The organism is Microbacterium sp. CFBP 8801 (assembly GCF_014839455.1).
Lineage (GTDB): Bacteria > Actinomycetota > Actinomycetes > Actinomycetales > Microbacteriaceae > Microbacterium.
In genome coordinates this window covers 32,016-51,610 of record NZ_JACYNU010000001.1, presented here as the reverse complement: position 1 = coordinate 51,610, position 19,595 = coordinate 32,016, and the positions used below count along the sequence as shown (strand labels likewise).

At 70.2% G+C, this 19,595-nt stretch carries 22 protein-coding genes; 7 read left to right on the top strand and 15 right to left on the bottom strand.

Annotated features, from left to right (window positions below):
• Window positions 1–55: 55 nt before the first annotated feature.
• Complete coding sequence (locus IFR11_RS00270; protein WP_191914852.1) at window positions 56–1,537, top strand: MDR family MFS transporter; 1,482 nt, start codon at window positions 56–58, stop codon at window positions 1,535–1,537.
• Between the two features lie 165 nt (window positions 1,538–1,702).
• Here IFR11_RS00270 and IFR11_RS00265 read toward each other — a convergent pair whose 3' ends face one another.
• On the bottom strand, window positions 1,703–1,840 hold the full coding sequence (locus IFR11_RS00265; RefSeq protein WP_156459416.1) for a hypothetical protein: 138 nt from the start codon (window positions 1,838–1,840) through the stop codon (window positions 1,703–1,705).
• Window positions 1,841–2,009: 169 nt separating this feature from the next.
• Here IFR11_RS00265 and IFR11_RS00260 point away from each other — a divergent pair, with 169 nt between their 5' ends.
• Window positions 2,010–2,558: a type 1 glutamine amidotransferase domain-containing protein gene (locus IFR11_RS00260; protein WP_191914851.1), complete on the top strand. Its 549-nt coding sequence runs from the start codon at window positions 2,010–2,012 to the stop codon at window positions 2,556–2,558.
• A gap of 179 nt (window positions 2,559–2,737) precedes the next feature.
• Here IFR11_RS00260 and IFR11_RS00255 read toward each other — a convergent pair whose 3' ends face one another.
• Both IFR11_RS00255 and IFR11_RS00250 read right to left on the bottom strand, forming a co-directional pair.
• The gene (locus IFR11_RS00255) at window positions 2,738–3,583 is read right to left on the bottom strand and encodes a DNA-formamidopyrimidine glycosylase family protein (RefSeq protein ID WP_191914850.1); all 846 of its coding nucleotides are present in this window, start codon (window positions 3,581–3,583) and stop codon (window positions 2,738–2,740) included.
• 15 nt (window positions 3,584–3,598) lie between these two features.
• Window positions 3,599–5,002, bottom strand: a complete 1,404-nt coding sequence (locus IFR11_RS00250; RefSeq protein WP_191914849.1) for a flotillin family protein — start codon at window positions 5,000–5,002, stop codon at window positions 3,599–3,601.
• Window positions 5,003–5,176: 174 nt separating this feature from the next.
• Here IFR11_RS00250 and IFR11_RS00245 point away from each other — a divergent pair, with 174 nt between their 5' ends.
• Entirely contained in the window at window positions 5,177–5,584 is a 408-nt protein-coding gene (locus IFR11_RS00245; RefSeq protein WP_055836143.1) for a hypothetical protein, read from the top strand.
• Between the two features lie 52 nt (window positions 5,585–5,636).
• On the opposite strand, the gene IFR11_RS00240 is transcribed toward IFR11_RS00245, so the two are convergent.
• Both IFR11_RS00240 and IFR11_RS00235 read right to left on the bottom strand, forming a co-directional pair.
• Window positions 5,637–6,605 carry an aldose 1-epimerase family protein gene (locus IFR11_RS00240; RefSeq protein ID WP_191914848.1) on the bottom strand — a complete coding sequence of 323 codons (969 nt, stop codon included), beginning with the start codon at window positions 6,603–6,605 and terminating at the stop codon, window positions 5,637–5,639.
• Between the two features lie 94 nt (window positions 6,606–6,699).
• Window positions 6,700–6,870, bottom strand: a complete 171-nt coding sequence (locus IFR11_RS00235; protein ID WP_055836137.1) for a CsbD family protein — start codon at window positions 6,868–6,870, stop codon at window positions 6,700–6,702.
• A gap of 170 nt (window positions 6,871–7,040) precedes the next feature.
• On the opposite strand from IFR11_RS00235, the gene IFR11_RS00230 reads away from it, so the two are divergent.
• Complete coding sequence (locus IFR11_RS00230) at window positions 7,041–8,366, top strand: D-alanyl-D-alanine carboxypeptidase (RefSeq protein ID WP_342030226.1); 1,326 nt, start codon at window positions 7,041–7,043, stop codon at window positions 8,364–8,366.
• A 150-nt stretch (window positions 8,367–8,516) separates the two neighbouring features.
• Here the strand turns inward: IFR11_RS00230 and IFR11_RS00225 are convergent, their stop codons facing one another.
• From IFR11_RS00225 to IFR11_RS00205, 5 genes are all read right to left on the bottom strand, one after another.
• A complete protein-coding gene (locus IFR11_RS00225; protein ID WP_191914847.1) occupies window positions 8,517–9,053 on the bottom strand; it encodes a hypothetical protein in 537 nt (178 codons plus the stop codon).
• Window positions 9,050–9,499, bottom strand: coding sequence for a hypothetical protein (locus IFR11_RS00220; RefSeq protein ID WP_191914846.1), 450 nt, complete (start codon window positions 9,497–9,499; stop codon window positions 9,050–9,052). Before IFR11_RS00220 ends, IFR11_RS00225 begins: the two co-directional genes overlap by 4 nt.
• Before the next feature lies 1 nt (window position 9,500).
• Window positions 9,501–10,595, bottom strand: a complete 1,095-nt coding sequence (locus tag IFR11_RS00215) for a hypothetical protein (protein WP_191914845.1) — start codon at window positions 10,593–10,595, stop codon at window positions 9,501–9,503.
• Window positions 10,596–10,842: 247 nt separating this feature from the next.
• Window positions 10,843–11,916, bottom strand: coding sequence for a redox-regulated ATPase YchF (gene ychF, locus IFR11_RS00210; protein ID WP_191914844.1), 1,074 nt, complete (start codon window positions 11,914–11,916; stop codon window positions 10,843–10,845).
• A 119-nt stretch (window positions 11,917–12,035) separates the two neighbouring features.
• The gene (locus IFR11_RS00205) at window positions 12,036–12,785 is read right to left on the bottom strand and encodes a class I SAM-dependent methyltransferase (RefSeq protein ID WP_191914843.1); all 750 of its coding nucleotides are present in this window, start codon (window positions 12,783–12,785) and stop codon (window positions 12,036–12,038) included.
• Window positions 12,786–12,909: 124 nt separating this feature from the next.
• Between IFR11_RS00205 and IFR11_RS00200 the strand changes: the two genes are divergently transcribed.
• On the top strand, window positions 12,910–13,503 hold the full coding sequence (locus IFR11_RS00200; RefSeq protein ID WP_191914842.1) for an exonuclease domain-containing protein: 594 nt from the start codon (window positions 12,910–12,912) through the stop codon (window positions 13,501–13,503).
• A 52-nt stretch (window positions 13,504–13,555) separates the two neighbouring features.
• Window positions 13,556–14,917, top strand: a complete 1,362-nt coding sequence (locus tag IFR11_RS00195) for a DNA recombination protein RmuC (RefSeq protein ID WP_191914841.1) — start codon at window positions 13,556–13,558, stop codon at window positions 14,915–14,917.
• Window positions 14,918–14,936: 19 nt separating this feature from the next.
• On the opposite strand, the gene IFR11_RS00190 is transcribed toward IFR11_RS00195, so the two are convergent.
• Together IFR11_RS00190 and glpX are read right to left on the bottom strand one after the other, a co-directional pair.
• Window positions 14,937–15,149 (bottom strand): hypothetical protein, encoded by a 213-nt coding sequence (locus IFR11_RS00190; RefSeq protein WP_055836109.1) that lies wholly within the window; start codon window positions 15,147–15,149, stop codon window positions 14,937–14,939.
• Window positions 15,150–15,361: 212 nt separating this feature from the next.
• A complete protein-coding gene (gene glpX / locus IFR11_RS00185; protein WP_055836106.1) occupies window positions 15,362–16,351 on the bottom strand; it encodes a class II fructose-bisphosphatase in 990 nt (329 codons plus the stop codon).
• Between the two features lie 177 nt (window positions 16,352–16,528).
• Here glpX and fbaA point away from each other — a divergent pair, with 177 nt between their 5' ends.
• On the top strand, window positions 16,529–17,557 hold the full coding sequence (fbaA, locus tag IFR11_RS00180; RefSeq protein WP_055939551.1) for a class II fructose-bisphosphate aldolase: 1,029 nt from the start codon (window positions 16,529–16,531) through the stop codon (window positions 17,555–17,557).
• Window positions 17,558–17,778: 221 nt separating this feature from the next.
• Here fbaA and IFR11_RS00175 read toward each other — a convergent pair whose 3' ends face one another.
• From IFR11_RS00175 to IFR11_RS00165, 3 genes are read right to left on the bottom strand one after another with little or no spacing between them, the layout of a single operon-like run.
• The gene (locus IFR11_RS00175; protein WP_191914840.1) at window positions 17,779–18,324 is read right to left on the bottom strand and encodes an MOSC domain-containing protein; all 546 of its coding nucleotides are present in this window, start codon (window positions 18,322–18,324) and stop codon (window positions 17,779–17,781) included.
• Window positions 18,325–18,382: 58 nt separating this feature from the next.
• On the bottom strand, window positions 18,383–19,087 hold the full coding sequence (locus IFR11_RS00170) for a zf-HC2 domain-containing protein (RefSeq protein ID WP_191914839.1): 705 nt from the start codon (window positions 19,085–19,087) through the stop codon (window positions 18,383–18,385).
• A complete protein-coding gene (locus tag IFR11_RS00165; RefSeq protein ID WP_083285890.1) occupies window positions 19,084–19,590 on the bottom strand; it encodes a sigma-70 family RNA polymerase sigma factor in 507 nt (168 codons plus the stop codon). The genes IFR11_RS00170 and IFR11_RS00165 overlap by 4 nt, the downstream gene beginning before the upstream one ends.
• Between the last annotated feature and the right edge of the window lie 5 nt (window positions 19,591–19,595).

The following is a 19,595-nucleotide window of genomic DNA, read 5'->3' as shown; positions in this document are numbered from 1 at the left end:
GAGGCACGTCGCCTCTCCGGCGCCACGAAGCCCCCCGCACGAAAAGGACCTCGTCATGGCTGCCACCGGCACCCCCGTCGCTTCCCCGCCCGCCACCGCCTCGGGCGTGACCACCGAGCAGAGCCGCGTCATCTGGCTGCTGCTCACAGCCGCGTTCGTCGCGATCCTCAACGAGACGACGATGAACGTCGCGATCCCGTTCCTCATCCGCGACCTGGGCATCACGGCCGTCGCCGCGCAGTGGCTGACCACCGCGTTCATGCTGACGATGGCCGTCGTCATCCCGATCACGGGCTTCCTGCTGCAGCGCTTCACCACGCGTCAGGTCTTCATCGCGGCGATGTCGCTGTTCTCGACCGGCACGCTCGTGGCCTTCCTCGCCCCCGGCTTCGAGGTTCTCGTCGTCGCCCGCGTCATCCAGGCCTCGGGGACCGCCATCATGATGCCGTTGCTGATGACGACGATCATGACGATCGTGCCGCCGCAGCAGCGCGGTCGCATGATGGGGCGCGTCAGCATCGTCATGGCGCTCGCCCCCGCGATCGGCCCGACCATGTCGGGGCTCGTGCTCCAGTCGCTCGGGTGGCACTGGATCTTCGGCATCGTGCTGCCCATCGCCCTGGTCGCCCTCTTCGTGGGCGCCCGCTGGATCCACAACCTCGGCGAGACCCGCAACGCCCCCATCGACATCCCGTCGGTGGTCCTCTCGGCGCTCGGCTTCGGCGGCCTCGTGTTCGGCCTCAGCCAGATCGGCGGCGGCCACGGTTCCGACCCGGATGCCGCGTCGACCTCGCTCGTGACCCTCATCGCCTCGCTCGCGGTGGGTGTGATCGGACTGGGCCTCTTCGTCTGGCGTCAGACACGGCTCCAGCGCAGCGACAGCGCCCTGCTCGACCTGCGCGTGTTCCGCTCCCTCAACTTCACCCTCTCGGTGGCGCAGCTCGGCGTGATGTCGATGGCGTTCTTCGGCGCGATCACGCTGCTGCCCCTCTACCTGCAGACGGTGCTTGAGAAGACGCCCCTCGAGACGGGCCTGGCCGTGCTGCCCGGCTCTCTCGCGATGGGCCTCGCGGGTCCCGTGATCGGGCGCATCTACGACCGCTTCGGCACGCAGGTGCTGCTCGTGCCGGGCGCCGTGATCACCAGCGGCTCGCTGTGGTTCTACACGACCGTCGGCACCGACACCCCGTTCGCGCTGCTCATCGCGGTGCAGACCGTGATGATGATCGGTCTCGCGCTGTCGTTCACGCCGCTGTTCACGGCATCCCTCGGTTCGCTCGAGCCCCGGTTCTACTCGTACGGCTCCGCCGTCGTGGGAACCGTGCAGCAGGTCGCCGGCGCCGCCGGTATCGCTCTGCTGGTCACGCTGATGTCGTCGGTCTCGGCCGCGGCGGGCGGGGGCCTCGAGGCCGGAGCCGCGGGAACGCGGGCCGCATTCCTCGTCGCCGCGATCATCTCGGTGCCCCTGATCGTGGGGGCGTTCCTCATTCGCAAGCCCGCCGATCAGCCCGAGGGCGCGGCGCCGATCGCGCACTGAAACGCGCAACGCTGACCGCGCGCGGCGGTGACGACGCGCGGCGGTGACGACGCGCGGCGAGGCGCAGTGACGACAGCGCCGGGACGCACGTCCCGGAGTACAGGTCAGATCACGGTGCGCCGGACGACACGACCACGACGGGCCGGGCGCGCCGGGGGTGCAGGCTCAGAGCGAGCAGGAACCGCCGCCGCAGCACTGCGACGCCGCGGGGCGAGACTCGTCCTTCTCCTCGACGGGAGCGTTCAGAAGCGTGATCAGCGGCTTCGATGCAGAAGTCGTCTCAGACGTGGTGTCAGCGGACATGCGCTCCATGCTACGCCCGCGTGGGACTCCGGCGGGCCGCCGACGGAACCGGGCGATCGACGCACGTCACCGCTAACGCCGGGGCGCGGCATCCGCAACCCCCGCCCCCGTCCGCGCGGCGGTTTCTAGCGTGGAAGGCGTTCCTAATCGAGAAAGAGAGAGTCGCACCATGACCGATCTCACCGGCAAGCGCATCGCCTTCCTGCTCACCGACGGATTCGAAGACAGCGAGCTCACGAGCCCGTGGGAGGCCGTCACCTCCGCGGGCGCCGAAGCCGTGCTCGTCTCGCCCGCCGACGGCAGCATCACCGGCGAGAAGGGGCACCAGCAGCCCGTCGACCTCGCCGTGGGCTCGGCCTCGGCAGCCGACTTCGATGCCCTCGTGCTGCCCGGCGGCGTGCAGAACGCCGACGACATCCGCGTCGTGCAGGATGCCGTGTCCTTCACGCGCGATTTCTTCGACCAGCACAAGCCGGTCGCCGTCATCTGCCACGGGGGCTGGATCCTCACCGAGGCCGACGTGCTGAAGGGCCGCACCCTCACCAGCTACCCGACCTTGAAGACCGACCTGCGAAACGCCGGCGCCACGTGGGTCGACGAAGAGGTGCACGTCGACCAGGGGCTCGTCTCGAGCCGCAACCCCGACGACCTGCCCGCGTTCAACGCCAAGCTCGTCGAAGAGGTCGCCGAGGGGAAGCACTCCGGCCAGACCGCCTGAACGTCTTCGTCGGCAACGGCCCCGGGCTTCGGCTCGGGGCCGTCGTCGTTTCGGCCGAGCGGGCGTCGGTGGGGCGATGGTCCGACTGGTCTCCCACGAGTCGCGCCCCCGGACACGTCTCGGTCCCGCGCCCGCCCGCCATGGTCCCCGCACCTCCGACGATCGAGGCGAGCGGCCGATCAGCCCGGCAGCACCTGGCACGACGGGCAGTACTGCCCGCCGCCCTTCGTACCGGGGATGTCCTCGATCACACCGCCGCAGTCGGGGCAGGGCTCGCCCGTGCGCCCGTGCACCGCCATGGCCGCCACCTTGGCGGCCTTCTGCTGGGCGATGGGGACGCCCCGCCGCGCCAGCACCGCGGCGGTCAGCGTGTCGTGCAGCGCCGCGTGCAACCGCGAGACGTCGTCGCTCGAGAGGCTCGACGCGTGCGCGACGGGCGACAGTCGGGCGGCGAAGAGGATTTCGTCGGAGTACGCGTTGCCGATGCCGGCGAGCGACTCCTGCTCCTGCAGCAGCGCTTTGAGCTGTTTGCGCCGTCCGCCGAGAGCGTGCGCCAGCGCCTCGCGCGAGAACGCGGGGTCGATGGCATCGGGTCCGAGCTTCGCGACCGACGGAACCTCGTTCGCCGCATCGACGACGTGCAACTGCACCGAAAGCCAGTCCCCCGCGTCGGTGATCCCCAGGATGCCGTCGTCGAGCACGAGGCGCGCGATCACCGCCGCCGGTGCGACGGCATCCACCGAACCGGAGCCGAGCTCGGCGTCGGACTCCGCGCCCGCGTCCGTCCACGTCGCCCACCCGGCCCGACCGAAGCCCACGCCGAGGTGTACGCCGTCGAGGTCGAGGTCGAGGTGCTTGCCGTGCCGGGTCACCCCGGTCACGGTGCGCCCCACGAGCTCGTCGAGCGGCCGCGGCCGTGTCTTGAGCGCACGCCCCTCGACGAGCTCGACGTCGCGCACCACGTGCCCGCCGAGGCGCTCACGCAGGAACAGCGTGAGCGCCTCGACTTCGGGGGCTTCGGGCATGGAACGACCCCGCGCTCAGGCCCCGGGCTCGGGGGCCGTGGGCGTCGTCGCCGGGGTGGGAGCAGCCGCAGCGGTGGTCGGGTGCTGCGCGTTCGCGAACGCGTCGGCCATCGCACGGCCCTGGATGATCTGCGTCAGGTCGATGCCGGTCGCCGCGCGCACGGCCTCGAACGACGAGCGCAGGCCCGTCGCCGATTCGGCGGCGAGGTGTCCGCTGGCACCCTCTCCGCCGAGCACCGTGATGGAGCCGACGCGGTCGAACCCCTTCGCGAACTCGGTCATCATCGGCACGAGCGCCTCGAGGGCACGCTGCGCCAGCAGAGCCTCCTGGTTGTGCGCCAGGGCCTCGGCCTCGGCGCGGATCGCCTCGGCGCGGGCCTCACCGGCCAGGCGCACCGACTGCGCGTCGGCCTCGGCGCGCACCCGCACGGCCGCGGCCTCTTGCTCGGCGATCTGCGCGCGGGCCTGCGCGGCCTTGATCTGCGCGTACGAGTCGGCGTCGGCGTTCTTCTGACGCTGGTACAGGTCGGCGTCGGCGACGCGGTTGACCTCGGACTCCAGGCGCGCCTCGGTGTTCTGCGCCTCCTGCTCGAGCACGGCCTGGCGGCGTTCGGCGCGCGCGAGGGCCTCGGCCTGCTCGGCCTCGGCGTTGGCACGGCCGACCTCGGCCTTGGCCGCGGCGCTGTTCTTGTCGAGCGCGGTCTGCTCGATCAGGTTGGCCTCGTCGGTGGCGATCTGGCGCGCACGGATCTCGCGCACGGCGTTGATGCGGGCGACCTCGGCCTCGCGCTTGACGCGCTCGACCTCGGTGGCACCGAGCGCCGAGATGTAGCCGTTCAGGTCGGTGATGCCCTGGATCTGGAACGAGTCGAGGATGAGCCCCTGCGACGAGAGGTCCTGCTTGATGCCCTCGGCGATCTGGTCCGACAGCCGCTGGCGGTCCCGCATGAGCTCTTCGACGGTCAGGGTCGCGACCACTCCGCGCAGCGCACCCTCGAGCTGCTCGGTGGTGAACTGCTCGATCGCCTTGTCCTGCGAGGCGAAGCGCTCGGCCGCACGACGCACGGATTCGGGGTCGGAGCCGATCTTCACCAGCGCGACACCGCTGACGTTCACGGTGACGCCCGTCGACGACTGCGCCGTGGGCTCCATCTTGATCTGGCGGGCACGGAGCGAGATCATCTCGCCGCGCTGGGTGAGCGGGTTGACGATCGCGCCACCGCCGGTGATGACGGTGATCCGCGACGAGTTGCCGTCAGAGCTCTTTTGGCGCTTACCGACGATGACCAGGGCTTCGTCGGCCTTGGCGACGCGGTACCAGCCGCGGATGATGAGCGAGAGGACCAGGAGGACGACGCCCGCCACCACCACGATGATGGCGACGATGACTCCGACGGCTCCCAATGCGGCGAGTTCCATGCTTCTCCTTCAACAGGCGCCGAAAGACCGACGCGGGGGGAATTGTCTCCAACCTATCCGGGGGGCCGCAGGCGGTGTCCACCCCTTCTGCGCACGAATCCCGTCGCCGGTCGGGTGGGGAGGAGCGTACCGTTGAGGGTGAGGCGGCCCGAACCGCCGAAAGAAGGGTCCCCCATGAAGATCGTTTCGTCGCAGGACTGGCGGGATGCCATCCGCTTCGACGCCCCTGTCCTCGTCGCCGACGTCGTCCCCGGCGACGCCACCCGCTGCGTCGCCTGTGGAACCGACGGCCGCCTGTACGAGCGCACCGAGCTGTGGGCCGTCAAGCATCGCCACCCCAAGCACCACGACGGATTCGTCCGCTTCTACTGCGAGGAGCACACGCCGGCCGCTGCTCCCCCGCCCCCGGCGCCCGTCGAGCTGAAGCGCACCCGCGCGGCCGCTCCTCGTGCCGAGCGCCGCACGCCCAGCTCCAAGCCCACGCCGATCACCGACCGGCCCGTGCGCACGATGTGCCCCGACTGCTTCGTCGAGGTGTCGGTCGGCGGCGACTGCGGGATGTGCGGAGCCCAGGTCGTCTGACGCTCGCAGAAAACGAACCGCCCCGCCGCTTCCGCGACGGGGCGGTCGTGCGTCAGAGCGCCGAGATCGTCCAGCTCGCCTCGTGCGACGCTCCCGGGGCGAGGGCGACCACCCCGGTGTCGAAGTCGTAGGCATCGTCGTTGAACGCGTCGGGCGCGCACGTCATGGGCTCCACTGCGAGTCCCGCGCGGTGCCCGGGCGTTCCGGGGCCGGCGGGCAGGTCGGCGGTGTGGATCTGCACCCACGCGCACGCGGCGTCCCAGCTCATGGCCACTCCCGTGCCCGACGGGTCGGTGAGGGTCACCGTCGCCCGTGAACCGGCATCCCGCACCAGGTCGGTGTAGGCGTGGTCGATCTCGACCGCGCCGAGCACGCGGGGCACGCGGAAGTCGAAGCGCTCGGCATCGACGGCGACGGATGCCAGCGCCACGGGTGCGAGTCGGTCCGGCGTCACCTCGAGCACGCTGTCGGCCGGCAGTCCCAGGGTCCAGGCGTCCAGCGGCGCGGAGCCGGCGACGAGGTAGGGGTGGGGACCGGTCCCCCACGGCGCCGGGGTGTCGGCGAGGTTCGTGGCGCGCACGGTCTGGGTCAGGCCGTCGGCGCCGAGGCGGTAGGTGGTCGAGACGACGAGCCACCACGGGTACCCGGCCTGCGCCGGCACGGCCGCCGTCAGCGTGACGGCGTCGGCGGTGGCATCCGAGACGTTCCAGCTGACCCACGACAACAGGCCGTGCAGGGCGTGACCGCGATCGGGTTCGGTGAGGGCGAGCTGGTGCTCGGCTCCTCCGAAGCGATGAATTCCGTCGACGATCCGGTTCGGCCACGGGGCGAGGGTCGTCCCGCGGTAGGCGGGGCGCAACTCGTCGGCGTCGAACGGCACGACGAGATCGCGCCCCTCGTGGGTCAGGGAGCGCAGCGAGGCGCCGACACTGGCGATCGCGGCCTCGTAGCCGTGGGCGCGCAGGACGACGGGGGTGCCCGAGACGACGGTGGGGGTCTCGGTGGGAGCGGCATCGGTCATCCCGCCATTATCCCGGCCCGCCGCGTCGACTCCCGCACCGCGGAACGACGAATGCCCCGATCCGCGCGGGACCGGGGCATTCGGGGAGGGCGACTTACTTGAAGGCGTCCTTGACGTTTTCGCCGGCCTTCTTGACGTTGGCCTTGCTCTGATCGGCCTGGCCCTCGGCTTCGAGGCGCTCGTTGTCGGTCGCCTTACCGAAAGCTTCCTTGGCCTTGCCGGTGATGTCCTCTGCGGCGTTCTTGATCTTGTCGTCGAGTCCCATGTCGGCTCCTCCCATTAGGTATGCGGGTAATTCCCGTTGCCATCACGGTAGATCGCCGTCCTTTCGGGCTCGGGGGGCTTGAAATTCGTCGCGACCTGAGCAAGCCGACCGGGTTAGGTTCGAAGCGTGCGCCCTGACCCTCGCCTCATCCCGTCGATCCAGGTTGCGCCGTGAGCGCGTCGTCCGGCCCGGGAACGCTCGACGACCTCGTCGACCTTCTCGACGAGTCGCCCGGCGCGCAGCGCGGGAGTGGACGAGCCGGTCGGATCGCCCTGGTCACCTTCCTCGTCGTGGTTCTGATGGTGCTCGCCGGCGGCGGCGGATACGTGTGGTGGGCGTCCTCCGCCGCCCTCCCCGCACCGACCGTCACCTCGGAGGCATCGGCCGTCGCGCCCGGCGCGCCCGCGACGATCGCCCTTCCCGCCGAGGGGGCCATGCTCGTGAGCGTGGCGGGCGGAGAGGACTACCTCGGGCCCGATGCCGCCGGCGCCTTCGCCTCGTCGGGCGGCAACGATCCGCGGCCCCTCGCGAGCGTGACGAAGCTCATCACGGCGATGGTCGTGCTCGATGCGCACCCGCTCGACGGGCCGAACGACCCCGGACAGACCATCTCGTTCACCGAGGCCGACACCGATCTCTACGACCAGTTCTACGTGCAGGGCGTCACGATCGCCCGCATGCCCGATGGCACGTCGATGTCGCAGCGCGACGCGATGGCGACGATGCTGCTGCCGTCCGCGAGCAACTACGCCGTCGCCCTGGCCCGCTGGGGCTTCGGCTCGGAGGGCGCTTTCGTGCAGGCGGCCCGGTCGTGGCTGAGCGCGAAAGGGCTGAACGACACCCGGATCGTGGATGCCACGGGCGTCGACGAACGCAACAGCAGCACGCCCGGTGACCTCGTCGCCCTGGGCCGCCTCGCCGCCGCCGATCCGGTGATCGCGACCCTCACCGCCACCCGCTCGATCAGCGTCGTCGGTCCGGGAACGGTCACGAACACCAACGACCTGCTCGGAACGCTCGGCGTCAACGGGCTGAAGACCGGCAACCTCGGCGACGGCCTGTTCAACCTGCTGTTCACGTCGACCCTCGACGTGGGCGTCAGTGGACCGTTGAAGATCACGGGGGTGCGCATGGGCGGGGCCACGCACGACAGCACCGACGCCGACGTGCGCGCGCTGCTGCAGAGCATCGAAGACGGGTTCCACGATGTCTCCGTCGGCCGGTTGGGCGATGAGGTCGGCACGATCACCACGCCGTGGGGGTCCACGGCCACCATCGTGCTCGCGAAGAACGCCGCATTGCGCACCTGGTCGGACACCCCCGTCGCCGCCTCGCTCATCACCGTCGCTCCGCGCAGCTACGCCGACGGCGAGGTCGTCGGCACCGTCACCTGGACCGCCGGCCCGAACACGGCGAGCGCCGACGTGAAGATCTCCGGCACCATCGAGGAGCCCACGCTCTGGTGGCGGCTGACCCACCCGGACGACCTGGGCTGAGGGGCCGGGGCTTCCGGCATCCCGGGTCCGCGGCCGCGGTCGTCCCCGTCTGAGGTCGCGCCCCGAGGGAGTCGAGTCCGGCTGCTCTTGGTGTGACCGCGGTGTCGAGGGTGGGGGCCCCGACGAACCCCGAGGCACAGCGCGGCGCGCCTAGGAAGTGTGCGACCCCCGGAGCGCGTCCTCGATGACACGGGCATCGACATCGAGGTAGTCGGCCGCGATCGAACGGCGACGTCGCTTGCCTCCGTCGTGACGGGTGAACTCGACGCGCGCCTTCTGCAGACCGGACGCACGGACGATCTCGACGCTCGTCCCCTCCCGCGGCCACTCCTCCGCACGAAGGCGAGGCGCCAGCGCCGACGGCCGCTCGATGGCCGGAAACAACACGGAGGTGGGGGTGATCGTGACGGCGACCTCGGGCAGGCGCGGACGCCGCCGCAGCTGCCGCACTCCCAGCACGATCAGCACGAGGGGAACGACGAGGAGCGCACCTACGACGAGGAAGAAGGCGGCGTCGACGCCGTCACGCGCCGCGGCGATGAACGGCACCAGCACCAGTACTCCGAGCAACGTCCCGAGGATCAGCATCAGGGTGCCCTGCGTGCGCACGAGCTTGCGGAGGGTCTGCTCGACGGCCGTTCTGTCGGCCTCGTCGTAACGCACGACCACGGTCGCGTCGGAGGTCATCGATCCTCCTCAGCGGATGCGTCGCTCCCACCGTCTGAGTCGTGCACGTAGGTCCAGCCGTTGAGCTCCTCCTCGCGAATGGAGTCCGCCGCGAGGGTCGCCCGACGCATGACATCGGCGGCGTCGGACGCCGCCTGCTCCTCCGACACGGGTGCCGCTTGTTGCCGCGCCCTGTCCACAGCGTCGTCGAGTGCCCGGCGTTGCTGCTCATCGAGCGCCGGCGGCTCCGCGAGAACCTGCATCTGAGACCCGAAAGCCTCGCGCCACTGTGGGTCCGCCAGCAAGGTACGCAGCGGTCGCTTTCCGCTCGCGACGAGGCGCAAGCGGCTGGCGTAAGCCTCGTCGTCCGTCGTGGCGGCGAGTTCCAAGAGCCTCGTCTTCAGGTTCAGGGCGAAGTCGTCACCCGTGGTGCGCAACAGCGCAGCGGACACGTCGGGTCGGTCCATGTCAGGCCTCCGGGATCGAAACGAACTCGATGGTGGTGGTTGCGGAGCCGATGACCGCTCCGGCCGCGATGGCCGTCGACGTCGCGGTCATCATCACGCCCCAGGCCGAAGAGAACGCCTGCACCGCAGCGATGACCGCTGTGACGATGGCGGCGGGCGCCATTCCCCCGAGGGTGAAGAGCGCGGCGACCGCCTCAGCGACCGAAGACACTCCCATCGCCGCGGCGATGATCGCATCGACGAGCGCGTCGAGCGCCGAGAGCATGGCCTGACATGCCCCGTAGGCGGCCCACGCGGCGTTGGTGTACTTCGTCTCGAGGTCGCTGTACACATCGGGCTGGGCCGCGAACGCAGCGACGAGCTCGGCGAAGTACTCGCCCGCCTGGTCCGCACCTTCCCCGCTCGTCCAGGAGGCGAAAACCCCCACGGCGAGGTTGTGAACAGTCCCTGCGAGTTCGTCGAAGAAATCCCCTACGTGACCGAAGGCGCTGCCCGCGAGTGCAACCTTGTCCCAATCACCGCTGAGCTTCTGCGCGAGGAACTCGAAGACATCCTGGCCGCCAGTCCATCCCGGCTGAACCAGCTGAATAGCGCCATTGATGAGCTTACGAGTCAAGAAGGACAGCGAAAGATAGTCGGGCCAGGTGAGGATGCCCCACACGACCTGAAATGCCGGGTCGGCCAAGGACGATTCGGGTGCCACGAGAGCGCCGACGGGAGAGTCGAACGCGAGGCTCTGACGAGCCGTGTCCGCGTCGATCGGCGTCGTCACCGCCGTCGGGTCGAGGTCTCCGAACAGATCGCGGACAGTGACCTGAGCGTCGTACTCGTTCTCGTCGAAGCGCTGAGCGACGTCGTTCAACGCGCCCTGAGTGGCGGCCATCAGCGATTTCGAGCGCAGCAGCCCCGACTCGACACTCGCGGCAAATGAGCTGTGCTCGGCGAGGAGCCAGTTCATCAATTCGCCGGCCACCCACGACTGCGACTTGTCGATATGGGAGTCGAAGTACTCCAGCGCGCGATTGACGTCGGACGCGAGCTCTCCAGATGCCTCGGCGCCCCCTCGAACGACAGACGTGTCGACCTCGATGGTCATGTGTCCCCCCCTGGGTCGTCGACAGCCTACACAGACGGGTCCACGCGACCCGTGCGACGGTCACAGCAGCTTCGCTGACCATCACAAAAACGACGGCGCACGCTCCATACGCGGCCCACATCCACGCTGACAGCGAGCTGATCACGGCTCCTGCAGAATCGCGTCCGTCGGCCGCTACGCGGCACGTCCGGTTCGGTATTGCGGGAGTTGTGCACCACCCCGACGCGAGGCCACGCTCGGGGTCTCCTCAGTTGTTGAAGCGGAACTCCACCACGTCGCCGTCCTGCATCACATAATCCTTGCCCTCGAGACGCGCCTTGCCCTTCGCGCGGGCCTCGGCGACCGAGCCGAGCTCGACGAGGTCGGCGAACGAGATGACCTCGGCCTTGATGAAGCCCTTCTCGAAGTCGGTGTGGATGACACCCGCCGCCTGCGGCGCCTTCGCGCCCTGCGGGATCGTCCAGGCACGGGCCTCTTTCGGACCCGCGGTGAGGTAGGTCTGCAGGCCGAGGGTGTCGAAGCCGATACGCGCGAGCTGGTCGAGACCCGACTCGTCCTGGCCGGTGGAGGCCAGCAGCTCCGCGGCGTCGTCGGGGTCGAGGTCGATCAGCTCGGACTCGATCTTGGCGTCGAGGAACACGGCCTTCGCCGGGGCGACCAGGGCGGCCAGCTCGTCCTTGCGCGCCGGGTCGGTGAGCACGGCCTCGTCGACGTTGAAGACGAAGATGAAGGGCTTCGCCGTCAGCAGCCCCAGTTCGCGAATGGGGCTGAGGTCGATCTTGGATGCCGAGAGCAGCACCCCGCGCTGAAGCGCGTCTTCGGCCGCCTTGGCCGCGTCGAGCACCGAGGGGTCGAGCTTCTTGCCCTTGACGTCTTTCTCGTAGCGCGTGATGGCCTTTTCGAGCGTCTGGAGGTCGGCGAGCGCGAGCTCGGCGTTGATGGTCTCCATGTCACCGGCGGGGTTCACCTCACCGTCGACGTGGACCACGTCGTCGTCGGCGAATCCGCGGACGACCTGGGCGATGGCATCCGCTTCCCGGATGTTCGCGAGGAACTGGTTGCCGAGCCCTTCGCCCTCGCTCGCGCCGCGCACGATGCCGGCGATGTCGACGAACGACACCGCGGCGGGCACGAGGCGCTCGCTGCCGAAGACGTCGGCGAGCTGCTGCAGTCGCACATCGGGAAGGTTGACGACCCCGACGTTGGGCTCGATGGTCGCGAACGGGTAGTTCGCGGCGAGCACCGAGTTCTTGGTCAGAGCGTTGAAGAGGGTCGACTTTCCGACGTTGGGAAGGCCGACGATTCCGATGGTAAGAGCCACGGGAGTCCAGATTACCCGGCCGCGACGGATCGCACGGCGCCGCACTGCGCCACGCGGGCGCGCGCCGCCCGTCTCAAGGCCGTCTCCTCACGACCGGCGCTTGCGCCGTGCACGAGCGATCAGGGCCGCCGCGCGCGGAACGCGTGGGTGACGTACGGCAGCGCGACTGAGCCGCCGGCGGCGAGTTCGGGAACGGATGCCACCACCTCGTCGACCGCGGCGTCGATACGCGCGCGCTTCTCGGGGTCGGCGGTGATGATGTCGCTGCGCGAGAGAACGAGGTCGCGCAGCTGCGCAAGGGTGATCGTGCGCTCCCAGCGCCACTCGTGGTGCTCGAGCTCGCCGAACGGCGCGGCCACTCGGGGTCCGGTCGTCGCGAGCAGGACCTCGGCGTTCGACCCGCCCATGGCGGAGGTTAACCGACGCACCCAGTCGACGCTCTCGTCGCGGATGTTCCAGACGAGGCCCAGCACTCCCCCGCGGCGCAGCACGCGCCCGATCTCACGAGACCCTTCTTCGGGGTCGACCCAGTGCCAGGCCTGCCCCATGACCACGGCGTCGAGGGCCCCGTCGGGAAGCGGCAGCGCCTCGGCCGTCCCGGCGAACGTGGGCACCCCGCCGACGTTGTGCCGCAGGGTCGCGAGCATGTCGGCATCCGGATCGACCGCCACCACGTCGGCACCGTGTTCCACGATCGTCCGGGTGAGCTTGCCCGTTACGTCGCCCACGTCGGCGACGCGCAGCGCATGACCCGGTTCGCGCGCGGGCTCGAGCATCCACGCCACGGCGTCGGACGGGTAGTCGGGACGCCCGGATTCGTAGGCGGAGGCAGCCTGTCCGAACGACGTCGACTTCTCGCGATCGGTCATGCCCCGACCCTACGCCGACCCTCCGACACCACCGTGGGCGTCGTTGCGGCGTCGGTCCCGGCGACACGCGGGGTTCCCGGCGCGCCTCCCCCCGTGGAGGTCGACCGGCGGTGAAGGTGGTCCCGTGGCTTTGGATTTCACCGCGATCGACTTCGAGACGGCGAACTCCAGCGGCGCCTCCGCGTGCGCCGTGGGGCTCGCCCGGGTGCGCAACGGACGGGTCGTCGCGACCGCGGCGTGGCTGATCAAGCCCCCGAGCGGGCACGACCACTTCGCACCGATCAACGTGGGCATCCACGGCATCCAGGCCGCCGACGTCGCACACGCCCCCGACTGGAGCGCCCAGCTCGCCCGGCTCACCGCCTTCGCCGGGGCCGACGTGCTCGTGGCCCACAACGCCGGGTTCGACATGTCGGTGCTGCGCCGTGCCTGCGCCGCCACCGGCGACGAGTGCCCGCCGTACCGCTACTTGTGCAGCGTGCAGATGTCGCGCAAGACCTACACGCTCGACTCGTACCGTCTTCCGCTGGTGGCCGCCGAGGCGGGCTGCTCGCCGTTCGCGCACCACGATGCCCTGGCCGACGCGGTCGCGTGCGCCGAGATCACGATCGACTGCGCCCGCCGCGCGGGGGCCGACGATGTGCAGGCCCTGGCCTCGCACCTGGGCGTGCGCATCTCGCGCATCCCCGTCGAGTCCGCCGAACGCGCCGTCGCCTGACCTCCCGGCCCGTCTCTCGGGCGATGTCGGAGGTCTGGTGCATGCTGACCCCATGGATGCCATCACCCTCGTTCTCGTGATCCTCGCGCTCGCCCTCGGCGTAGCCGGCGGGTGGGTCGTCGCCTCGGCGCGCGCGGCGGCTCGGGGTGCGGTCGAGCGGCAGGCGCTCGGCGCCCGCGTGGCGGCAGCCGAGACCGCCCGCTCCGGTCTACAGGCGCAGCTCGATCACCAGGTCGCGTTGTACCGCGAGCTCGTCGGACAGTCCCGCTCCGACCAGGCCGCGCGCGAAGAGCGGGAGCGGCGCGAGCAGACGGTGCTGCGGGCACTCGATCCCGTGCGCGAGACCCTCGACGCGATGCAGCGCAAGGTCGACGGCCTCGAGCGCGACCGCGTCGAGCAGTATTCCGCGCTCGGCGAGCAGCTGAGACTCTCGCGAGAGGCCGACGAAGCCCTGCGCGCGACCACCGAATCCTTGGCCTCTGCGATGCGCTCGGGAACGACCCGAGGCGTATGGGGCGAGACCCAGCTGCGGCGCGTGGTCGAGGCCGCGGGCCTCACGCGGTACGTCGACTTCGATCTGCAGGCGGCGGTGTCCAGCGACGCCGGCGCCGGTCGCCCCGACATGGTGGTGCGCCTCCCCGGGGGAAAGGCACTGGCGGTCGACGCCAAGGTCCCCCTCGAGGCGTATCTGCAGGCCAGCGCCATCGCGGTCACCGCCCAGGGCGACGAGGGCGCGCGCCGGGCGAGCCTGCTGTCGCGCCATGCCAAGGCGGTGCGGGCGCACGTCGACGCGCTCGCGAAGAAGACCTACTGGGCAGGTCTCGCCTCGAGCCCCGAGTTCGTCATCTGCTTCCTCCCGAGCGAATCGCTGCTCGCCTCGGCCCTCGACGAAGACCCGGCCCTGCTCGACTATGCGTTCACTCGGCGCGTGGCGCTCGCCTCTCCCGTCAACCTCTGGGCGGTGCTCAAGACCGTCGCGTTCACGTGGACCCAGCAAGACGTCTCCGACGAGGCGCGCACCCTCTTCACACTCGGCACCGAGCTGTACGAGCGGGTCGGCGTTCTGGCCGGGCACGCCAACGACCTTCGTCGAGCGATCGAGAAGACCGTCGACAGTTACAACAGGTTCGCGGGCTCGCTCGAGTCACGCGTCCTGGTGACGGCCCGCAAGTTCCCGGGTATCGACGAGACCAAGCTCGACGCCGTCGCCGCACCCGCCGCGCTCGACGCGACCCCGCGTCGGTGGACGGCGCCCGAGATGATCGAACTCGACGACATCACGACGACGGCCGACGCCACGGCCGATCCGCACGAAGCGGAGTCCCTCGGGTCACCGACCGGCGTCGCGGTTTCGGCCGATCTGGGGGGCGTGCGCGAGCGCGCCGGATTGGCCGACGAGAATCCTCACGGCTGAGACCCGCCGGGCCTCGAGCTCAGGAGCCGCCCGGAACCCAGCTGAGCAGGCTGATCACCGCGGCCGAGACGCCCACGAAGGCGCCGACCATCCACCAGGCGCTGATCTCGTGCCCCTCATCGCGGCGAACGCGAAGCAGGACATCGGGGCGACGTGCGGGGTCCACCGCGCTGGCCACCACCGCGTGCGCACCTGTCTGAGGTGCGGTCGAATTCGTCGGAGCTGCTGCCATGGACGATCCCCCTTCGGGTCTCGGAAGTCACAGCGTCGCCGTTGACACTGCTGACGATTCTGCCAGACAGCCCCTCCGACACCGGTCACGCTTGCGTCACGACACGCCCGGCTGTAGGTGCGCATCCGCTGAGCGCGGCGTGCCGGGGCGGCCTGCACGGCCCGTCGGGGTGAGACTGCACGCCCCGAAGCCGCGGCTCCTCCCCTAAGGGGTCAGAGCCACTTCGACGTGAGGTGCTCCGACGTGATGCGACGCAGAGTTCCCGAGGCGCCGCGCAGCACGACACTCTCGGTGTACAGGAAGTCCCCCTCGCGGCGAACGCCCGCGACGAGCTGACCATCGGTCACGCCGGTGGCGACGAAGATCGTGTTCTTACCCTTCACCAGACCATCGGCCTCGTAGACCTCGCCGTCGACCTGCAGTCCGGCATCGCGGCCCTTCTGCTTCTCGTCGTCGTTGCCCGGGGTCAGAATGCCCTGGATGTGACCGCCGAGCGCCTTGATCGCGCACGCCGTCACGATGCCCTCGGGGCTGCCGCCGATGCCGACGCACATATCGGTGCGGGCGTTGTGGCGGGCCGCGTTGATGCCGCCGGCGACGTCGCCGTCGCTCATCAGGCGGGTACCGGCTCCGGCTTCGCGGATGTCGGCGATGAGCTTCTCGTGGCGCGGACGGTTCAGCACCGACACGACGATCTCGTCGACGGGCTTGCCGAGCGCCTTGGCCAGCAGACGGATGTTCTCGCCGATCGGCAGGCGGATGTCGACGACACCGACGCCCGCGGGACCGGTGACGAGCTTGTCCATGTAGAACACGGTCGAGGCGTCGAGCATCGTTCCGTGATCCGAGACCGCGATGACCGACAGGGCGTTCTGGCGGCCGGCGGCGGTCAGCGAGGTGCCGTCGATCGGGTCCACGGCCACGTCGCAGCGGGGGCCGCGGCCGCTGCCGACGCGCTCCCCGTTGTAGAGCATGGGGGCGTTGTCCTTCTCGCCCTCACCGATGACGATCGTGCCGTCGAAGTCGACGGTGCTGAAGAAGGCGCGCATCGCGTCGACCGCGGCGCCGTCGGCGGCCTCTTTGTCGCCGCGACCGATGAAGGGAACGGCGCGGATGGATGCCGCTTCCGTCGCCCTCACCAACTCGAGAGCCAGGTTTCGGTCGGGATGCAACGGGCTCATGTCGGCAGTCAGGCTCACCATGTGGCCACTGTATCCACCGGGAGCGCGACAATCCCGGGATTTGACCGACGCCAAGGCGAAGGAATCGCTCTTCTTAACGAATGGGCAGAAGTGCACCGTTCCTACCGAGGTCGCACCGTCACGATCCGGCGCCTTCGCTAGGCTGACGGTGTCCCGACAACACCAAGGAGCACCTCCATGCCCGTCGCTTCCCCTGAGCAGTACGCCGACATGCTCGACCGCGCCAAGGCCGGCAGCTTCGCGTACCCCGCGATCAACGTCTCGAGCTCGCAGACCATCAACTCGGTGCTCCAGGGCCTGACCGAGGCCGGCTCCGACGGCATCATCCAGGTCACCACCGGTGGTGCCGACTACTTCGCCGGCCACACGGTCAAGGCCCGCGCCACCGGCGCCCTCGCCTTCGCCCGCTACGTCACCGAGGTGGCGAAGAACTACCCCATCACGGTGGCCCTGCACACCGACCACTGCCCGAAGGACGCCCTTCCCGGCTTCGTCCTGCCGCTGCTCGAAGCCTCCGAAGAAGAGGTCAAGGCCGGTCGCAACCCCATCTTCCAGTCGCACATGTGGGACGGCTCGGCCGTTCCCCTCGACGAGAACATCGACATCGCGGCCGAGCTCCTCCCCCGCATGAAGGCCATCAACGCCATCCTCGAGATCGAGGTCGGCGTCGTCGGCGGCGAAGAAGACGGCGTGCAGCACGAGGGCTCGAACGACGCGCTCTACACCACCGTGGCCGACGTCACGAAGGCCGTCGAACGTCTCGGCCTCGGCGAGAACGGTCGGTACATCTCGGCCCTCACCTTCGGCAACGTGCACGGCGTGTACAAGCCCGGTGGCGTCAAGCTCCGTCCCGAGCTGCTCGGCGAGATCCAGGAGGGCATCGCCGCCAAGTTCGGCACCGGCCCCAAGCCCCTCGACCTCGTCTTCCACGGCGGCAGCGGCTCGACCGATGAAGAGATCGCCCTCGCGGTGGCCAACGGCGTCGTGAAGATGAACATCGACACCGACACCCAGTACGCCTTCACGCGCTCGATCGCGGGCTACATGTTCTCGAACTACGAGGGCGTGCTCAAGCTCGACGGCGAGGTCGGAAACAAGAAGCAGTACGACCCCCGCGCCTGGGGCAAGGTCGCTGAGTCGGCCATGGCCGTTCGCGTGGTCGAGGCCACGAAGCAGCTCGGCTCGTACGGCCAGTCGAAGAGCTGACCCACCCGCATCACCGCGAACGCCCCGGCCTCGGCCGGGGCGTTCGTCGTTTCCGGATGCCACGGCCCGAGCCCGGGCCGCAACGCGCGCCCGCCGTGCACAACGGCGGCTCGGCCCGGCGACATGCCGATCTCACGCCGCCTCGAGCGGCGTGTCATCGAAACGCCCCGCCGTTGTGCGCGCACCCCGCCTCAGGTGACCGGATGCCAAGACCCCGCGTCTCAGCCCCGGTACACCTCGAGCACCGTCGGCGCGCCCTCGGGCGACGACACGATCTCGATCGCATCGCCCGCCCGCACCTCCCCCGCGCGTCGCACCCGCAGGTACGCGCCGAGGCGCCCCTCGTCGGAGAACCGCTTCACCCATCCGCGCGCCGCGGCGCCTCCGACCCAGCGCGCGAACGTCGCGCAGGGGGTGCGGGGCATCGTCACCTCGACCTCGACGGTGTCGCCGATGCGCCACACCTCACCGATGCGGGCGCCGTTGACGTCGAGACCGTCGACGCGCAGGTTCTCGCCGAACCAGCCGGCGGGCAGCTCACGGTCGAGTTGCCCCTCCCAGAACTCGGCGTCGTCCTGCGCGTAGGCGTACACCGCCTTGTCGGGGCCGCCGTGGTGCTTGCGGCTCGCCTGCACGTCGGCGCGGACGCCCAGCTTGCCGACGCGCACCGCCCCGTCGAGCGGGCGCTTGTCGATCGCGGTGACGCCGATCGACCCGGCATCCGGGTGCAGGCTGTGAACGGCGCAGACGGCGACGAGACGGGGCATGCGACGATGCTACGGCCGTCCCGATCGCCGCGCCGACCTGCCGAGGTGGCGCCGCGCGTCAGGGCGTCGCGAAGTCGCGCCGCATGATCACGCGGTCGCCCTCGACGGTGCGGATCTCGACCGAGCCGATGCTCGAAGCCGCCAGATCGGTGCCCGCGCTCAACTCGGTCGTCGCCCCGGGGCCGGCCCGCCAGGTCGACAGCACGCTCGTCGCCCCGGCCTCGTCGGTGATCGCGAGCGCGTAGGGCCAGCCACCCGGAGGCGCGTCGAGAACCTGCCCGGTGTACTCGCACACCAGGTCGATGCGGGTGCCCCACGGCACCGACGTGAGCTTGACCGAGGCTTCGATGGGCGCCCCCGCGACGTCGTCGAGGGCGTAGACCGCGCCCGACGACGAGCTGACGGCATTCGTCACCGCGATTCCCGCCGGCACGGCGACCGCGATGAGGGCGATTGACGCCGCGAGCGTCCAGGCCGTGGCGCGCCGCGCCCGTCGACGCCGCGCCGCCTCGACCACCCGACCCCGCAGCGACGGGTCCGGCGCCGCGATCGGCACCGGTCCCGTCGTCGCACCGACCGCGCGGGCGCGATCGGCGGACACGCGTGAGAGCAGTCCGGCGGTGGGCGCGAGGTCGGCGACCGCGGCACGGCACTCGGCGCAATCGGACAGGTGCGCTTCGAACTCGGCTCGGTCGGGAGCGTTCAACGCCCCGAGCACGTAGGCGCCGTCCCACATCGACAGACGTTCATGATCGACGCTCATCGGGTCACCCCTCTTTCCTGCAGCGCGAGCCTCAGCGCTCGCACCGCGTAATGCAGTCGCGACTTCACCGTTCCGGCCGGGATGCCGAGTTCTTCGGCGGCCTGCGCGACGCTACGACCCCCGTAATAGGCGCTCACGATGACCGCACGGTGGTCGGGGGTGAGGGTGGCGAGCGCCTCCTCGACGAGGAGCGCATCGAACATGGCATCCGTGTCGTCGTCGCGCACCGTCTCGGGCAGTTCGTCGACCGGCAGCTCGTGCCGGCGCCGCGCGCTGCGCGCTTCGTCGATGACGAGGTTGCGCGCCACGGTGTACATCCACGAACGAAGGGTCGCGGGCTCGTCGTTCATCACGCGCGGCGTGCGCCACGCGCGCAGCAGCGTCTCTTGCACGACGTCGTCCGCGCCGGCGTGATCGCCGGTGAGGCTGACCACGTACCGCCACACGGGCACGGCGTGAGCGTCGTACAACGCCGTCAGCTGCGCGTGTTCATCTCGCACCACGCCGG

What these genes read in the sequence shown, in the direction of transcription:
- IFR11_RS00270 (WP_191914852.1), top strand. Translation starts at nt 56, where the DNA reads ATGGCTGCCACCGGCACCCCCGTCGCTTCCCCGCCCGCCACCGCCTCG.
- IFR11_RS00265 (WP_156459416.1), bottom strand. Translation starts at nt 1,840, where the DNA reads ATGTCCGCTGACACCACGTCTGAGACGACTTCTGCATCGAAGCCGCTG.
- IFR11_RS00260 (WP_191914851.1), top strand. Translation starts at nt 2,010, where the DNA reads ATGACCGATCTCACCGGCAAGCGCATCGCCTTCCTGCTCACCGACGGA.
- IFR11_RS00255 (WP_191914850.1), bottom strand. Translation starts at nt 3,583, where the DNA reads ATGCCCGAAGCCCCCGAAGTCGAGGCGCTCACGCTGTTCCTGCGTGAG.
- IFR11_RS00250 (WP_191914849.1), bottom strand. Translation starts at nt 5,002, where the DNA reads ATGGAACTCGCCGCATTGGGAGCCGTCGGAGTCATCGTCGCCATCATC.
- IFR11_RS00245 (WP_055836143.1), top strand. Translation starts at nt 5,177, where the DNA reads ATGAAGATCGTTTCGTCGCAGGACTGGCGGGATGCCATCCGCTTCGAC.
- IFR11_RS00240 (WP_191914848.1), bottom strand. Translation starts at nt 6,605, where the DNA reads ATGACCGATGCCGCTCCCACCGAGACCCCCACCGTCGTCTCGGGCACC.
- IFR11_RS00235 (WP_055836137.1), bottom strand. Translation starts at nt 6,870, where the DNA reads ATGGGACTCGACGACAAGATCAAGAACGCCGCAGAGGACATCACCGGC.
- IFR11_RS00225 (WP_191914847.1), bottom strand. Translation starts at nt 9,053, where the DNA reads ATGACCTCCGACGCGACCGTGGTCGTGCGTTACGACGAGGCCGACAGA.
- IFR11_RS00220 (WP_191914846.1), bottom strand. Translation starts at nt 9,499, where the DNA reads ATGGACCGACCCGACGTGTCCGCTGCGCTGTTGCGCACCACGGGTGAC.
- IFR11_RS00215 (WP_191914845.1), bottom strand. Translation starts at nt 10,595, where the DNA reads ATGACCATCGAGGTCGACACGTCTGTCGTTCGAGGGGGCGCCGAGGCA.
- IFR11_RS00205 (WP_191914843.1), bottom strand. Translation starts at nt 12,785, where the DNA reads ATGACCGATCGCGAGAAGTCGACGTCGTTCGGACAGGCTGCCTCCGCC.
- IFR11_RS00195 (WP_191914841.1), top strand. Translation starts at nt 13,556, where the DNA reads ATGGATGCCATCACCCTCGTTCTCGTGATCCTCGCGCTCGCCCTCGGC.
- IFR11_RS00190 (WP_055836109.1), bottom strand. Translation starts at nt 15,149, where the DNA reads ATGGCAGCAGCTCCGACGAATTCGACCGCACCTCAGACAGGTGCGCAC.
- glpX (WP_055836106.1), bottom strand. Translation starts at nt 16,351, where the DNA reads ATGGTGAGCCTGACTGCCGACATGAGCCCGTTGCATCCCGACCGAAAC.
- fbaA (WP_055939551.1), top strand. Translation starts at nt 16,529, where the DNA reads ATGCCCGTCGCTTCCCCTGAGCAGTACGCCGACATGCTCGACCGCGCC.
- IFR11_RS00175 (WP_191914840.1), bottom strand. Translation starts at nt 18,324, where the DNA reads ATGCCCCGTCTCGTCGCCGTCTGCGCCGTTCACAGCCTGCACCCGGAT.
- IFR11_RS00170 (WP_191914839.1), bottom strand. Translation starts at nt 19,087, where the DNA reads ATGAGCGTCGATCATGAACGTCTGTCGATGTGGGACGGCGCCTACGTG.